This window comes from Streptomyces sp. NPDC047130 (genome assembly GCF_040643475.1).
Lineage (GTDB): Bacteria > Actinomycetota > Actinomycetes > Streptomycetales > Streptomycetaceae > Streptomyces.
In genome coordinates this window covers 175,364-190,416 of sequence record NZ_JBEYUK010000010.1, presented here as the reverse complement: position 1 = coordinate 190,416, position 15,053 = coordinate 175,364, and the positions used below count along the sequence as shown (strand labels likewise).

Genomic DNA, 15,053 nt, shown 5'->3' with positions numbered 1-15,053 from the left:
CGCCGCCCCGTGGCCCGGACGGCGTCGTGTCCCGTGACCCCGGGCCGGGGGAGGCGGTGTCAGTCTCTCAGGCTGCGGTAGGCCGGGAGGGTGAGGAACTCCTCGTACTGCTCGTCGAGCGCCACCTTCAGCAGCAGGTCGTGCGCCTCCTGCCAGCGGCCCGCGGCGAACGCCTCCTCGCCCAGCTCGGCCCGGAGGTTCTCCAGCTCCTCCGCGGCGACCCGGCGGGCCAGCTCCGGTGTGGCCTTCTCGCCGTTCTCGAACTCCACGCCCGCGTTGATCCACTGCCAGATCTGCGAGCGGGAGATCTCCGCCGTGGCCGCGTCCTCCATCAGGTTGAAGATGGCCACCGCGCCCAGACCGCGCAACCACGCCTCGATGTACCGCATCCCGACCTGCACCGCGTTCACCAGACCGGCGAAGGTGGGCCGCGCCTCCAGCGAGTCGACGGCGAGCAGGTCGGCGGCGCGGACGTCCACCTCCTCGCGCAGCCGGTCCTTCTGGTGCGGCCGGTCGCCCAGCACCGCGGAGAAGGACGCCTCGCACAGCGGCACCAGGTCGGGGTGCGCGACCCACGAGCCGTCGAACCCGTCGCCCGCCTCGCGGTCCTTGTCGGCCCGCACCTTCTCCAGGGCGACCTTGTTGACCTCCTCGTCCCGCCGCGAGGGGATGAACGCCGCCATGCCGCCGATCGCGTGCGCACCCCGCTTGTGGCAGGTGCGGACCAGCAGTTCGGTGTAGGCCCGCATGAACGGGGCCGTCATCGTCACCGAGTTGCGGTCCGGCAGCACGAACGAGGCGCCGCAGTCACGGAAGTTCTTCACGATGGAGAACAGGTAGTCCCAGCGGCCGGCGTTCAGGCCGGAGGCGTGCTCGCGCAGCTCGTAGAGGATCTCCTCCATCTCGTACGCGGCGGTGATCGTCTCGATCAGCACCGTCGCCCGCACCGAGCCCTGCGGAACGCCCAGCGCGTCCTGAGCGTGGACGAACACGTCGTTCCACAGCCGAGCCTCCAGGTGGGACTCCAGCTTGGGCAGGTAGAAGTACGGCCCCTTGCCCATGTCCAGCAGACGGCGGGCGTTGTGGAAGAAGTACAGCCCGAAGTCGACCAGGGCGCCCGGCACCTTCTCGCCGTCGACCTCGAGGTGGCGCTCGTCCAGGTGCCAGCCGCGCGGCCGCATCACCACCGTCGCCAGTTCCGCGTCCGGGCGCAGCGCGTACGACTTGCCGGAGGCGGTGTCGGTGAAGTCGATCCTCCGCGTGTAGGCGTCGATCAGGTTGAGCTGACCGAGCACCACGTTCTCCCAGGTGGGGGAGAGGGCGTCCTCGAAGTCGGCGAGCCAGATCCGGGCGCCCGAGTTGAGCGCGTTGATGGTCATCTTGCGGTCGGTGGGACCGGTGATCTCGACCCGGCGGTCCTGCAGGGCCTCGGGACACGGGGCCACCCGCCAGGTGTCGTCCGCCCGGATCGCCGCCGTCTCGGGCAGGAAGTCGAGCGAGGCGCTGTGGGCGATCGCGTCCCGGCGCCGGGTGCGGCGCTCGAGGAGTTCGTCCCGTCGCGGGGTGAAGCGGCGGTGCAGCTCGGCCACGAAGGCGAGCGCCTCACCGGTCAGGACCTCTTCCTGCCGCGGCAGGGGCTCGGCGTCGACGACGACGGCCGGGGACGAGGCGGGTGCGGACATGCGGACTCCTTCAGCAGAGGCACTTTCGCTACTCGGTACTACCCGTACGCCGGCGCCTCCGTCCCACGGCGGCGCTCGCGTACTTCTGGACAGTGGACACCAGTTTCCTCATGGTGGAAAGGGGAGTTCAACGCCCCGGGCGCAGGCGGGCCAGATCCGACGGCGTGTCGACGTCGTACGGATCGGCCACGTCCGCGCACTCCACCAGCGTGATCTCCGCCTGACGCGACCCCAGGTAACCGCGTGCCCCCTGGTCGCCCTCCGCACGCGCGGTGATCCCCGGCCAGTGCGCGGCGCCGAACAGCACCGGATGTCCGCGCACGCCGGCGTACGCCGCCGACACCAGGGCCGCGGGGAGACGGTCCGGGCCCCGGGCCAGGCCGGCCTCGGCCACCCGGCGCACGGCCTCCTCGCCGATCCCGGGCTGGTCCACCAGCATCACCAGCGCGGCCCTGGCGCCGGTGCCCTCCAGCGAGGCCAGGCCGGCCCGCAGGGAGGAGCCCATGCCCCGCTCCCAGTCGGGGTTGTCCACCAGCACGCAGTCGGGCAGCCGGGCCCGCCGGCGCACCCGGTCGGCGCTCGCACCGAGCACCACGTGGACACGCGCGCAGCCGCCCGCGCGCAGGGTGCCGGCGGCCCGCTCGACCAGCAGGGCGCCGTCGTGCTCCAGGAGGGCCTTGGGGCGCCCGCCGAGGCGTCGCCCGCCGCCCGCGGCGAGCAGAAGACCGGCGATCCGGGCGGTGGTTGTGTGCGTCACAGGTGAAGTCATGGGTCCTGCATACCTGACCTGGGAGAACGGCGTCGCGAGGCTGTGGACAACCGGCAGTTTCGTTGCCTGGAGTGAACCCTATGGGTGGAATTTGTCTCCATGGAGTGGCGCGACCGCCACGGGGTGGCGTTTACTGGCTCCCCCGCCTTCGCAGCGCCCGACCAGCGCCGTGGGCGGGAGGGGTTGCGCATGAGGGAGCGCATGATCCGCGAGCCGGCTCGTGCCCCTTGTTCCCAGGGGAGTCGACGTGCGACACACGAATGCCCGGCCGACGACGTGAGGGGGAGTGCGGTGTTGCGGAGCTTGGAACGTCCGCCGGCCGAGGGCCGGGGTGAGGACCCGAGGGTGACGGTCCTGCGGGCCGCCGTTGCCCGGCTGGGGCGTGAACTGGCGGGCTACCGCGTGGAGTTCACCGACCGGGCGGTGGCCGAGGAGGAGATCGCGGGTCTCGCCGCGCTGGCGGCCGAGCCGCTGCCCGACCCCGCGCGGCTGCGGCGCTCGCTGCTGCTGATCGCCGGAGCGGTCGGGTCCGTCTCCGCGCTGGCCGGCGGGATGCACGAGGTCCGCCGCGCGGTGGAGGAGTTCGACTCCCCGGCCCCGGCGGTCTGACGGCCCGTTCCCCTCCGCGGCTTCCGCCAGGGGCGGTCGTCCCTTCACCGGCCTGGTGTGGCGCGCTGCGGGCGCGGACGCGGGTCGCGGGCGCCGCTGCTCGCGGAGCTGTCCCGCAGCGTGCGCCCGGGGTTGCCCGACAGTCACCGGCCGCCCGGCAGTTACTGCCGGTCGCCGATCAGCGGTCGCCGGTCACCGGTCGCCAGGCCGCCTGCTGGCACACCGGAGCACGCGGGCGTCACCGTGCGCCGTGGGGGCGCGGGGAGCGGGCGGCTCACGCCGGGGAGCGGGCGCGTGCGACGGCACGTCAAGGCCTGCGAAGGGTCCGTGGAAGCGTGGCGGGCGTCAGGGCGTCAGGGCGTGGGGGCGTGGCCCTGGAGCGTTTCGCCGAGTTCCGCCGCGACCGCCCGCAGCATCGGCACGATCCGTGCCGTCGCCTCGTCGGTGACCCGGCCCGCGGGCCCCGAGACCGACAGCGCCGCCCGGGTCGGCGACCCCGGCACCACCACGGCCAGGCACCGCACGCCCAGCTCCTGCTCGTTGTCGTCCACCGCGTACCCGTTCCGCCGGACCTCCTCCAGGGCCGCCAGGAACGCGTCCGGCGTCGTGATGGTCCGGTCCGTGGCCGCGGGCATCCCGGTCCGCGCCAGCAACGCGCGCACCTCCTCCGGCGAGGAGTCCGCCAGCAGCGCCTTGCCCACGCCGGTGGAGTGCGGGAGCACCCGACGCCCCACCTCCGTGAACATCCGCATCGAGTGCCGGGACGGCACCTGTGCCACGTACACCGCCTCGTCGCCGTCCAGCAGCGCCATGTTGGCGGTCTCGCCGGTCTCGTCGACCAGCCGGGCCAGGTACGGCCGCGCCCACGACCCCAGCAGCCGCGAGGCCGACTCGCCCAGCCGGATCAGCCGGGGTCCGAGCGCGTAGCGGCGGCTCGGCTGCTGACGGACGTACCCGCACGTCACCAGCGTGCGCATCAGCCGGTGGATGGTCGGCAGCGGCAGCCCGCTGTCCGCCGCCAGTTCGCTCAGGCCCGCCTCGCCGCCCGCGTCCGCCATCCGCTCGAGCAGGTCGAAGGCGCGCTCGAGGGACTGGACCGATCCACTCGGGGAGCTGGGCGTCGGCACGGGCGTGGTCCTTTCGGCCTGGGGCTGGAACGGGGGAAGCGTAGCCCCAGCCGACCGAACGGGCGTCCGGCCAGGTCGCTCTTGACGCGGGAATGCCAGGGGGGAATCCTTCAACAAATCGTTGAAGCCAGAGGAGGGCCGTGCTCGTGCCCGAGGCCGAACTGCCGGATCACGGCGGGACATGGGTGGTGCGTTCCACCCGCGTGGTCACACCCGGCGGCATCCGCCCCGCGTCCGTCGTCGTCACCGCGGGCGTCATCGACGCGGTCCTCGACCACGACGCCCCGGTCCCGGCCGGGGCCGGACTCGAGGACGTCGGGGACCTGGTGGTGCTGCCCGGCCTGGTCGACACCCACGTCCACGTCAACGACCCCGGCAGGGAGCACTGGGAGGGCTTCCGGTCCGCCACCCGCGCCGCGGCGGCCGGCGGGATCACCACCCTGGTCGACATGCCCCTCAACTCCCTTCCGCCGACCACCACCACGGACCACCTCGAGGTCAAGCGCACCGCGGCACGCGGCCGGGTCCACGTGGACGTCGGATTCTGGGGCGGCGCCGTCCCGGACAACGGCGGACGGCTCCGCCCGCTCCACGAGGCCGGCGTCTTCGGGTTCAAGGCCTTCCTGTCGCCCTCCGGCGTCGAGGAGTTCCCCGAACTGGACGGGCGGCAACTGGCCCGCGCCATGGCGGAGATCGCGGCGTTCGACGGGCTGCTGATCGTGCACGCCGAGGACCCCCACCGCCTCGCCGAGGCCCCGCAGCGCGGCGGCCCCCGGTACGCCGACTTCCTCGCCTCACGGCCCCGGCACGCCGAGGACGGCGCGATCGCCCTGGTCCTGGGCCTGGCACGGGAGCACGGCACGCGGGTGCACATCCTGCACCTCTCCTCCTGCGACGCGCTCCCCCTGATCGCGCGGGCACGGGCCGACGGGGTGCGCGTCACCGTCGAGACCTGCCCGCACTACCTCACCCTGACCGCCGAGGAAGTCCCGGACGGCGCGAGCGAGTTCAAGTGCTGCCCGCCCATCCGTGAGGCCGCCAACCAGGACCTGCTCTGGAAGGGGCTCGCCGACGGTGTGATCGACTGCGTCGTCACCGACCACTCCCCGTCCACGGCCGACCTCAAGACCAAGGACTTCGCCACCGCCTGGGGCGGCATCGCCGGACTCCAGCTCAGCCTGCCCGCCGTCTGGACCGAGGCCCGCCGCCGCGGACACGGCCTGCGGGACGTCGTGCGCTGGATGGCCGAGGGCACCGCCGCCCTCGCCGGGCTGGACCGGAAGGGCGCCGTCGCCCCCGGCCGCGACGCCGACCTGGTGGTCTTCGACCCGGACGCCTCGTTCACCGTCGACCCCGCCGGACTCCACCACCGCAACCCCGTCACCGCCTACGCGGGCCGCACCCTCCAGGGCGTCGTCCGCGCCACCTGGCTGCGCGGGCGGAGGATCTACCTGGACGGCGGGTTCACCGAACCGTCCGGCCGCCTGCTGCACCGCTGATCCCCTCGGCCGACCCTCCCGGTCGCCGACCGGACCGACGGACCCGCCGACCAGTCCGGAACGCCGGCACCCCGCCGACCAGCCCGGAACGCCGGCCCCACCCCGAAAGGCAGGACCTCCACCCGTGACGGCGATCCCCCGCTTCACCGGCCCCGCCCAGCCCTACCGAGGCGGCGACCCGTACGCCGACCACCGCACGGCCGCGTTCCCCTTCGCCGCCCTGCCCGACCTCGCCGACCGCCGGCTCGGCGGAGCGGTGATCGCCGCCAACGACGAGTTCTTCGCCCCGCGGGAGAACCTGCTGCTCCCCGGACCGGCCGTCTTCGAGCCGGAGACCTTCGGCCACAAGGGCAAGGTGATGGACGGCTGGGAGACCCGCCGCAGGCGCGGAGCCTCGGAGGCCGACCCGTGGCCGGCCGACGACGACCACGACTGGGCGCTCGTCCGCCTCGGAGCCCCCGGCGTGGTGCGCGGCATCGTGGTCGACACCGCCCACTTCCGCGGCAACCACCCCCAGGCGGTCTCCGTCGAGGGCGCCGCCGTCCCGGGCACGCCGTCACCGGAGGAACTGCTCGCCGACGACGTGAAGTGGACGCCGCTGGTGCCGCGCACCCCGGTCGGCGGACACGCGGCCAACGGCTTCGAGGTGACGGCGGAACGCCGCCTCACCCACCTGAGGGTCCGCCAGTACCCGGACGGGGGCATCGCCCGGCTCCGGGTCCACGGCGAGGTCGTGCCCGACCCCGCGTGGGCGGCGGCCCTGGGCGTCCTGGACGTCGTGGCCCTCGCCCACGGCGGCACGGTGGAGGACGCCTCGGACCGCTTCTACTCCCCGGCCTCGCACACGATCCTGCCCGGCCGGTCGGCCCGCATGGACGAGGGCTGGGAGACCAGGCGGCGACGCGACCGCGGCCACGACTGGATCACCTACCGGCTCGCCGCCCAGGCCTCCGTCCGGGCCGTCGAGATCGACACCGCCTGCCTCAAGGGCAACAGCGCGGGCTGGGCGTCGGTGTCGCTCAGGGACGGCGGCACGGGCGCGTGGACCGAGGTCGTCCCCCGCACCCGGCTGCAGCCGGACACCAACCACCGGTTCGTGCTGCCCGAGCCCGCCACCGGCACCCACGCCCGGCTCGACGTGTACCCCGACGGAGGCGTCTCCCGGCTGCGCCTGCACGGAGCCCTGACCCCGGCGGGCCTCAAGGCCCTCACCGTCCGGCTGCGCGAACTGGGCGGCTGACCGCGCCCCACCGGGCCCCCGCCGCGCCGGGCCCCCGCCGCGCAGTGCCCGCCGCGCCGGGCCTCGCCGCGGTGGGCGGGACCGGCCGCCGCGACACGCCGGTGCCGGAACCCGCCGGGCGTCCCGCCCGTTGCGGGAGTGGGGGACAGGGCGTCCCGCAGGGAGCGGACAGGGGGATCCCATGGCCGACGTGGTGGACCTACGGCGGTACGGCGACGGCTTCCGCGCCGATCCGCACCCGGTCTACGCCGCGCTGAGGCGTGAAGGGCCGGTGCACCGGGTGCTGCTGCCCCCGCCCGACGCGTACGAGACCTGGCTGGTGGTCGGCCACCAGGAGGCGCGCGCCGCGCTCGGCGACCCGCGCCTGGCCAAGGACCCGGAGAAACTGGGCGGCGGCTTCGAGGCGGACCCCATCGGCAAGCACCTGCTCTTCGCCGACCCGCCCGACCACACCCGGCTCCGGCACCTGGTCTCCAAGGCGTTCACGCCCCGCCGGGTGGAGGCGCTGCGGCCGAGGATCCAGGACATCACCGACGGGCTGCTCGACCGGATGCTGCCCGCCGGCCGCGCCGACCTGGTCGAGTCGCTCTCCTACCCGCTGCCCATGGCGGTGATCTGCGAACTGCTCGGCGTGCCCGAGGAGCACCGCGCGAAGTTCCGGGCCATCTCCACCGACGCCGTCGCCCCCGCCACCGGCGCCGACGGGCTGAAGGCCGCCGCGGCGTTCACCGAGTACCTCACCGAGCTCGTGGAGGACAAGCGGTGCGCCGGACCGGGCGACGACCTGCTGAGCCGGCTCGTCCACCCGGCCGCCGGGGACGAGGACCGCCTCACGCAGCGCGAACTCGTCGGCATGTCCTTCCTGTTGCTGCTGGCCGGCCACGAGACCACGGTGAACCTGATCACCGGCGCGGTCCACGCCCTGCTCACGCACCCCGGCCAACTGGCGCTGCTCCGCGCCGACATGTCGCTGCTGGACGGCGCCGTGGAGGAGACGCTCCGCTTCGAGGGCCCGGTGGAGACGGCGACCTTCCGGTTCGCCGCCGAGCCGCTGGAGCTCGGCGGCGTACGGGTCGAGCGCGGCGAGCAGGTGATGATCGGCCTCACGGCGGCCAACCGCGACCCCGCACGGCACGCCGACCCGCACCGCTTCGACATACGCCGCCGGAGCACGGGCCACCTGGCCTTCGGGCACGGCATCCACTTCTGCCTGGGCGCGCCGCTGGCACGGGCGGAGGCGCGGATCGCGATCGGCTCCCTGCTGCGGCGGGCCCCCGGGCTCGCCCTCGACGGCCCGCCCGGCGAGTGGCTGCCCGGCGTGCTCGTCCGCGGCCTGCGCAGCCTGCCCGTGCGGTGGTGACCCGGCGGAGCCGCGGTGGTCCGCCGGGTGCCCGGCCTGTCGCCGGGCACGTCGCCCGGCCGGGCGGTCAGTACAGGCTCTGGGGGATCTCGCCCATGTGCACGGGCCGGTGCTCGCGGCGGGACAGCTCGCACGCCTCCGCGATCCGGAGCGCCTCCAGCGCCTGCCGGCCGTCGCACGGGTTGGGCCGCGCGCCCCGGACCACGTCCAGGAAGGTGTACAGCTCGGCCTGGTACGCGGGGGCGAACCGCTCGAGGAACCCCGACCACGGCTTCTCGGCGGCGACCGGCCCGCCCGGCCCCGCGGAGAAGAACGGCGTCCGCTCGTCCAGCCCCACCACCATCTGGTCGAGCTCCCCGGCCAGCTCCATCCGCTGGTCGTAGCCCGAACCGTTGAGCCGGGTCCCGGTCACGGTGGCGAGCGTGCCGTCCTCCAGGGTGATCAGCACGGCACCCGTGTCGACCTCCCCGGCGGCCCGGAACATCTCGGGACCCGCGGCCGACCCGGCGGCGTACACCTCGGCCACCTCCCTGCCGGTGACCCAGCGCAGCGTGTCGAAGTCGTGGATCAGCACGTCCCGGTAGAGGCCGCCGGACAGCGCCAGATGCTCGGCGGGCGGCGGCGCGGGCTCCGACGACAGCGCCCTCACGGTGTGCAGCCGGCCCAGCCGGCCGCTCCACACCGCCTCCTGGGCGGCCACGTGGGCGGCGTCGAACCGTCGCTGGAAGCCCATCTGCAGCACCGTGCCCGCCGCCTCCACGTCGGCGATCGCCTCCAGCGTGGACCGCAGGTCCAGCGCTATCGGCTTCTCGCAGAACGCCGGCAGACCGTAACGGGCCGCGCGCCGGATCAGGTCGGAGTGCGCCGAGGTCGCCGCCGTGATCACCACCGCGTCGACGCCCCAGTTGAAGACCTCGTTCACACCGGGCGCCACCGTCGCCCCCAGCCGCTGGCCGATCTCGTGGGCCCGGCCCTGGTCCGTGTCGGTGACGACGAGGGACCCCACCTCACTGTGACGGCTGAGGACATGGGCGTGCAGGGCCCCGATCCGTCCCGTACCGATGACTCCGATGCGCATGAGGACACAAAATGGTCCCCGCTTGACGCGATGTCAAAGCGCATGTCCGTTTGACCGGACATACGGTTCCACTTCCCCCGACCGGGTGCGTCCCCCGCCCCCGACGGCGGGCGCGACGCGTTGGCGCGGACCCCCTTCCCGCCGCCGACCGGCACCCGCGTACCGCAGGACGGCACTCCTCCGGGACACCGCCCTGCTCCCGCTGTCGCCCCAGGGAACGCGACAGTCCCGCACGCACCCGCCACCGGATCGCCGCCGGGCCCCTGCCGAGCACCGCCGGGCGGGACGGAGGCCTCCGGTCCCCGCCCGACGCTCCGTGCCGATCCCGCCGGCCGCCCCTCCGACCCCGCGAGCCCTGCCCCGGCCGGGCTCGCCGCCCGGCCGCTTGCGTTCTGCCCCGCGGGTGGCGGCGCCCGCCGCCGCCGCACCTACCGCCGCCGGGGAACCCCAGGGCGGGCCGGCGAGCCGGTGGGTGGCCCGCCGGTCGCCGTCCGACGGGCCCCGAGGCACCGGTCCGTTCCGCCGGCCGCGCGGGGGCGGCGGGGTCCCCCACGCGGCCCGTGCCGGGGCCGCCGGCCCCGCGCGGGGCGGCGTGGAGCGCGCGTGCCGGGTCGTCGCGCGGGCGGAGTGACGCATCTCGCATCCTCGTCCGCCGTCGCCGCAACGCGTCACCCCGCCGACCTTCCCGCCCCCCGGATGTTCGATAATGCTGCGTTCGGGGGTGATGGCCGGTGGCCGTCACCCCCGAGCCGGGAAGCGCGGAAAGGATCCGCGGAAGCCGAGAAGGAAGTAGGTCACGCCTCGTGGGACGGTTTCGGACCTGGGTGGGCATCGCGGTGGCGGGGGCGCTCTGCGTCTCGGTCGCGGGCTGCAGCAGCACCGGCGGCAAGCGCGCCGAGGACGCCCGGAAGGCCTCGGACGCCCAGGGGAAGGCGGCGGTGAACACCCCCCGCTGGACCTTCGCCATGATCACCCACTCCGGTGACGGCGACACCTTCTGGGACATCGTCCAGAACGGCGCCGAGCAGGCCGCCGCCAAGGACAACATCAACTTCCTCTACTCCCACGACGCCGAGGCGCAGCAGCAGGCCCAGCTGGTGGACGCCGCCGTGGACAAGAAGGTCGACGGCATCATCGTCACGCTGGCCAAGCCCGAGGCGATGAAGGCCGCCGTGGCCCGCGCCGTGAAGGCCGGCATCCCGGTGATCACGGTGAACTCCGGCTCGGACGTCTCCAAGGACTTCGGCGCCCTCACCCACATCGGCCAGGACGAGACCGTGGCCGGCCGGGCCGTCGGCGAGGAGCTCAACGCCCGCGGGAAGAAGAAGGCGCTCTGCATCCTGCACGAGCAGGGCAACGTCGGCCACGAGCAGCGCTGCGACGGCATCAAGGAGACCTTCGACGGTACGGTCGAGAACCTGTACGTCGAGGGCACCAACATGCCCGACGTGCAGGCGTCCATCGGGGCCAAGCTGCAGACCGACAAGAAGGTCGACGCGGTCGTCACCCTGGGCGCCCCCTTCGCGGACACCGCGGCGAAGGCCAAGGAGGAGACCGGCAGCGAGGCCGAGATCGACACCTTCGACCTCAACGCCAAGGTGGCCGCCGGCCTCGCGGACGGCACCCTCGGCTTCGCCGTCGACCAGCAGCCCTACCTGCAGGGCTACCAGGCCGTGGACCTGCTGTGGCTGTACAAGTACAACGCCGACGTGCTCGGCGGCGGTCAGCCCGTGCTGACCGGCCCGCAGATCGTCACCGAGGAACAGGCCGGCGAGCTGGCCGAGTACGCGGAACGGGGCACCCGATGAGCACCACCGCCCCGGCCGCGGCCGCCACGGCGGACGAACGGCTGCTGCGCACCTCGCCGCTGCGACGGCTGCTCGGCAGACCCGAGCTGGGAGCGGTGGTCGGCGCGGTCGCCGTCTTCGTCTTCTTCGCCGTCGTCGCCGAGAGCTTCCTGCGCGGCTCGAGCCTGAGCACCGTCCTGTACGCCGCGTCCACCATCGGCATCATGGCCGTCCCCGTCGCGCTCCTCATGATCGGCGGCGAGTTCGACCTCTCCGCCGGCGTGCTGGTCACCACGTCCGCGCTGATCTCGTCGATGTTCAGCTACCAGATGACGGCCAACGTCTGGGTCGGCGTCGGCGTCTCGCTGCTGGTCACGCTGGGCGTCGGAGCCTTCAACGGGTTCATGCTCACCCGCACCAAGCTGCCCAGCTTCATCATCACGCTGGGCACCTACCTGATGCTCATCGGCATGAACCTGGGCTTCACCAAGCTGATCAGCGGCACCGTCTCCACCAGGACGGTCGCCGACATGGACGGCTTCGACCAGGCCAAGGCCGTCTTCGCCTCCACCTTCACCATCGGCGGAATCGACTTCAAGATCACCATCCTCTGGTGGCTGCTGCTGATCGCCGTGGCCTCCTGGATCCTGCTGCGCACCCGCGTGGGCAACTGGATCTTCGCCGTCGGCGGCAACGAGACGGCGGCCCGGGCGGTGGGCGTGCCGGTGCGGGCCACCAAGATCGGCCTCTACATGGGCGTGGGCCTGGCCGCCTGGATCTCCGGCCAGCACCTGCTCTTCAGCTACGACGTCGTCCAGTCCGGCGAAGGCGTCGGCAACGAGCTGATCTACATCATCGCGGCGGTCATCGGCGGCTGCCTGATCACCGGCGGCTACGGCTCCGCCGTCGGCTCGGCGGTCGGCGCGCTCATCTTCGGCATGACCAGCAAGGGCATCGTCTTCGCCGAGTGGGACCCCGACTGGTTCAAGTTCTTCCTCGGAGCGATGCTGCTCCTGGCGACCCTGCTCAACCACTGGGTCCGCAAGCGCGCGGAGGCGACCACGTGACCACGGCGACCGAACCGACCGCCGAGCAGACCTCCGGGGCCGCCCCGCTGGTCGAGCTGGAGCGGGTCAGCAAGTACTACGGCAACGTCCGCGCCCTGGAGGGCGTCTCCCTCGTGGCCCACGCGGGCGAGATCACCTGCGTGCTGGGCGACAACGGCGCGGGCAAGTCCACCCTGATCAAGATCATCTCCGGGCTGCACGGCCATGACGCGGGCACCTTCCGCATCGACGGCGAGGAGACCGCCCTGGCCGGCCCGCGCCAGGCGCTGGACCGCGGGATCGCCACCGTCTACCAGGACCTGGCGGTCGTCCCGCTGATGCCGGTCTGGCGGAACTTCTTCCTCGGCTCGGAGCCCACCACGGGCCGCGGCCCGTTCCGGCGCATGGACGTCGACCTCATGCGCCGCACCACCCACGCCGAACTGCTGCGCATGGGCATCGACCTGCGCGACGTGGACCAGCCCATCGGGACGCTCTCCGGCGGCGAGCGCCAGTGCGTGGCCATCGCCCGGGCCGTGTACTTCGGCGCCAAGGTGCTGGTCCTCGACGAGCCGACCGCCGCCCTGGGCGTCAAGCAGTCGGGTGTGGTCCTCAAATACGTGGCCGCCGCCCGTGACGCAGGACTGGCTGTTGTGTTCATCACCCACAACCCGCACCACGCCTACCTGGTCGGCGACCGGTTCGTCCTCCTCAAGCGGGGCACCATGGCGGGCCACCACACCCGCGACGACATCACCCTCGACGAGCTGACCCGGCAGATGGCCGGTGGGGACGAGCTCGACGACCTGCGCCACGAGTTGGAGCGTGCGGAACCGGCCGCTCCTCCGGGGGCCGCCGAGGCGGACGAGGAGCGGCCGCGGTCGTGAGCGCGACGACGGCGGGCACGGCGCCGGCCCGGGCCGCGGGACGCCCGGGCCGGGCGGCACGGACGGACCTGGTGGGACGCCGCCATGCGGCGGCTCACCGGATTGAGGCAGAATCGGCGCGATGAGCACCTACCGCGACCTCGCACTGCCCCGGGCGCTGAACCCGGCCAGGACGGCCGGAGCCCCGATCGGCTCGCGCCGTGCCCCCGTCCTGAGAACGGTGGGTTCCCGGGAGCGCCGTTCGCACCTGTCGGCGCCCCGCGTGCCCACGGTCGGCATCGACATCGGCGGTACCAAGGTCATGGCCGGCGTCGTCGACGCCGACGGCAACATCCTGGAGAAGCTCCGGGCCGAGACCCCGGACAAGTCCAAGAGCCCGAAGGTCGTCGAGGACACCATCGCCGAACTGGTGCTGGACCTCTCCGACCGGCACGACGTGCACGCCGTCGGCATCGGCGCGGCCGGCTGGATCGACGCCGACATGAACCGGGTCCTGTTCGCCCCGCACCTGTCCTGGCGCAACGAACCGCTGCGCGACCGGCTGGCAGAGCGCCTCGCGGTGCCCGTGCTGGTCGACAACGACGCCAACGCGGCCGCCTGGGCCGAGTGGCGGTTCGGCGCCGGCAAGGGCGAGGACCACCTCGTCATGATCACGCTCGGCACCGGCATCGGCGGCGCCATCCTCGAGGAGGGCCGGGTCAAGCGGGGCAAGTTCGGGGTGGCCGGGGAGTTCGGCCACATGCAGGTCGTTCCCGGCGGCCACCGCTGCCCCTGCGGCAACCGCGGCTGCTGGGAGCAGTACAGCTCCGGCAACGCCCTGGTGCGCGAGGCACGTGAGCTGGCCGCGGCGGACTCGCCGGTCGCGTTCGGGATCATCGAGCACGTCAAGGGCGACATCTCCGCCATCACCGGGCCGATGATCACCGAGCTGGCCCGCGAGGGCGACGCCATGTGCGTCGAGCTGCTCCAGGACATCGGCCAGTGGCTGGGCGTCGGCATCGCCAACCTGGCGGCCGCCCTGGACCCCTCCTGCTTCGTGATCGGCGGTGGCGTCTCGGCCGCCGACGACCTGCTGATCGGCCCCGCCCGGGACGCCTTCCGGCGGCACCTCACCGGCCGCGGCTACCGCCCCGAGGCCCGCATCGCGCGCGCCCAGCTCGGCCCGGAGGCCGGCATGGTGGGCGCCGCCGACCTGTCCCGCCTGGTCGCCCGGCGTTTCCGCCGCGCGAAGCGCCGCCGCACCGAGCGGTACGAACGCTTCGAGCGCGTCCCGGACGCCGCCGCCCGCACCCCCGGGGACGGCCTGTGACCGACGTCCGACCCCATCGGCCCGGCGGGAACGGCGAGCAGTCCCGCAAGGACGCCCACCAGGACCCGCTGCTGCTGGCCGGCGACGACCGGGAGGCCCGGCGCCGGGTGATCCGGCGCCGTGCGCTGACCCTGCTGACCATCGTGCTGCTCATCGGCATCCCGGCCGGCTACCTGGTGATCTCCGGCGCCCAGAGCCGGGACAGCGGCAAGGACAAGGAAGCGCGCTACTCCGCCACCGGCCTCACCTGGGGCTGGCCCTCCAAGGTGCAGCGCCGCATCTACCAGGTGCCCATCCCGCACCCGGCGGAGCTGGTCGCCCAGTACGAGACCAACAACTGGCGCACCAGCCGGCTGCACGTCCAGTTCCTCACCACCGAGGCGGGCCTGGACACCTTCCTGCGCTCCATGGGCGTCACCCGGGACGACCTGAGGAAGGACGAGATCGCGATCGGCGAGCGCGACCGGCACACCGCCGGGTGGGAGTTCCGCGGGCCCGGCCCCTGGTACGGGCTCACCCACACCCAGGAGAACCCGCTGCCCACCCAGAACGTGGTCGTCAACATGTCGGACCCGGCTAACCCGATGGTGTACGTGGTCTCTCGGACAACTCCCTGACCTGCGACGACGCCGGCAGCAGAGGGCCGTTCGCCTCCCGTTC

13 protein-coding genes are annotated in these 15,053 nt (G+C 73.6%); 9 read left to right on the top strand and 4 right to left on the bottom strand.

From position 1 onward, the window contains the following. Window positions 1–59: 59 nt before the first annotated feature. The gene (gene aceB, locus ABZ836_RS15455; RefSeq protein WP_361142345.1) at window positions 60–1,682 is read right to left on the bottom strand and encodes a malate synthase A; all 1,623 of its coding nucleotides are present in this window, start codon (window positions 1,680–1,682) and stop codon (window positions 60–62) included. A 127-nt stretch (window positions 1,683–1,809) separates the two neighbouring features. Then, a complete protein-coding gene (locus ABZ836_RS15450; RefSeq protein ID WP_361142342.1) occupies window positions 1,810–2,451 on the bottom strand; it encodes a nucleotidyltransferase family protein in 642 nt (213 codons plus the stop codon). A gap of 291 nt (window positions 2,452–2,742) precedes the next feature. On the opposite strand from ABZ836_RS15450, the gene ABZ836_RS15445 reads away from it, so the two are divergent. Further along, a complete protein-coding gene (locus ABZ836_RS15445) occupies window positions 2,743–3,060 on the top strand; it encodes a DUF5955 family protein (RefSeq protein ID WP_356137895.1) in 318 nt (105 codons plus the stop codon). A gap of 353 nt (window positions 3,061–3,413) precedes the next feature. On the opposite strand, the gene ABZ836_RS15440 is transcribed toward ABZ836_RS15445, so the two are convergent. Continuing rightward, the gene (locus ABZ836_RS15440; protein ID WP_361142338.1) at window positions 3,414–4,187 is read right to left on the bottom strand and encodes an IclR family transcriptional regulator; all 774 of its coding nucleotides are present in this window, start codon (window positions 4,185–4,187) and stop codon (window positions 3,414–3,416) included. 140 nt (window positions 4,188–4,327) lie between these two features. On the opposite strand from ABZ836_RS15440, the gene allB reads away from it, so the two are divergent. From allB to ABZ836_RS15425, 3 genes are all read left to right on the top strand, one after another. Continuing rightward, on the top strand, window positions 4,328–5,686 hold the full coding sequence (allB, locus tag ABZ836_RS15435; RefSeq protein ID WP_356137891.1) for an allantoinase AllB: 1,359 nt from the start codon (window positions 4,328–4,330) through the stop codon (window positions 5,684–5,686). A gap of 124 nt (window positions 5,687–5,810) precedes the next feature. Next, window positions 5,811–6,926 (top strand): allantoicase, encoded by a 1,116-nt coding sequence (gene alc, locus ABZ836_RS15430; protein ID WP_361142334.1) that lies wholly within the window; start codon window positions 5,811–5,813, stop codon window positions 6,924–6,926. Window positions 6,927–7,107: 181 nt separating this feature from the next. Then, on the top strand, window positions 7,108–8,286 hold the full coding sequence (locus ABZ836_RS15425; RefSeq protein ID WP_361142331.1) for a cytochrome P450: 1,179 nt from the start codon (window positions 7,108–7,110) through the stop codon (window positions 8,284–8,286). A 67-nt stretch (window positions 8,287–8,353) separates the two neighbouring features. On the opposite strand, the gene ABZ836_RS15420 is transcribed toward ABZ836_RS15425, so the two are convergent. Next, window positions 8,354–9,364: a Gfo/Idh/MocA family oxidoreductase gene (locus tag ABZ836_RS15420; protein ID WP_356137886.1), complete on the bottom strand. Its 1,011-nt coding sequence runs from the start codon at window positions 9,362–9,364 to the stop codon at window positions 8,354–8,356. Between the two features lie 803 nt (window positions 9,365–10,167). On the opposite strand from ABZ836_RS15420, the gene ABZ836_RS15415 reads away from it, so the two are divergent. From ABZ836_RS15415 to ABZ836_RS15395, 5 genes are all read left to right on the top strand, one after another. After that, window positions 10,168–11,172 (top strand): sugar ABC transporter substrate-binding protein, encoded by a 1,005-nt coding sequence (locus ABZ836_RS15415; RefSeq protein WP_356137884.1) that lies wholly within the window; start codon window positions 10,168–10,170, stop codon window positions 11,170–11,172. Further along, window positions 11,169–12,218: an ABC transporter permease gene (locus ABZ836_RS15410; protein ID WP_356137882.1), complete on the top strand. Its 1,050-nt coding sequence runs from the start codon at window positions 11,169–11,171 to the stop codon at window positions 12,216–12,218. The genes ABZ836_RS15415 and ABZ836_RS15410 overlap by 4 nt, the downstream gene beginning before the upstream one ends. Next, window positions 12,215–13,084: an ATP-binding cassette domain-containing protein gene (locus tag ABZ836_RS15405; protein WP_356137880.1), complete on the top strand. Its 870-nt coding sequence runs from the start codon at window positions 12,215–12,217 to the stop codon at window positions 13,082–13,084. The genes ABZ836_RS15410 and ABZ836_RS15405 overlap by 4 nt, the downstream gene beginning before the upstream one ends. Window positions 13,085–13,205: 121 nt before the next feature. Further along, window positions 13,206–14,393 carry an ROK family glucokinase gene (locus tag ABZ836_RS15400; protein WP_361142325.1) on the top strand — a complete coding sequence of 396 codons (1,188 nt, stop codon included), beginning with the start codon at window positions 13,206–13,208 and terminating at the stop codon, window positions 14,391–14,393. A 68-nt stretch (window positions 14,394–14,461) separates the two neighbouring features. Continuing rightward, window positions 14,462–15,010 carry a sugar kinase gene (locus ABZ836_RS15395; protein ID WP_356137927.1) on the top strand — a complete coding sequence of 183 codons (549 nt, stop codon included), beginning with the start codon at window positions 14,462–14,464 and terminating at the stop codon, window positions 15,008–15,010. Window positions 15,011–15,053: the final 43 nt, after the last annotated feature.

Bases quoted from the DNA above. Each gene is read 5' to 3' on its own strand.
- ABZ836_RS15425 (WP_361142331.1), top strand. From the start codon at position 7,108: ATGGCCGACGTGGTGGACCTACGGCGGTACGGCGACGGCTTCCGCGCC.
- ABZ836_RS15420 (WP_356137886.1), bottom strand. From the start codon at position 9,364: ATGCGCATCGGAGTCATCGGTACGGGACGGATCGGGGCCCTGCACGCC.
- aceB (WP_361142345.1), bottom strand. From the start codon at position 1,682: ATGTCCGCACCCGCCTCGTCCCCGGCCGTCGTCGTCGACGCCGAGCCC.
- ABZ836_RS15450 (WP_361142342.1), bottom strand. From the start codon at position 2,451: ATGACTTCACCTGTGACGCACACAACCACCGCCCGGATCGCCGGTCTT.
- ABZ836_RS15410 (WP_356137882.1), top strand. From the start codon at position 11,169: ATGAGCACCACCGCCCCGGCCGCGGCCGCCACGGCGGACGAACGGCTG.
- ABZ836_RS15400 (WP_361142325.1), top strand. From the start codon at position 13,206: ATGAGCACCTACCGCGACCTCGCACTGCCCCGGGCGCTGAACCCGGCC.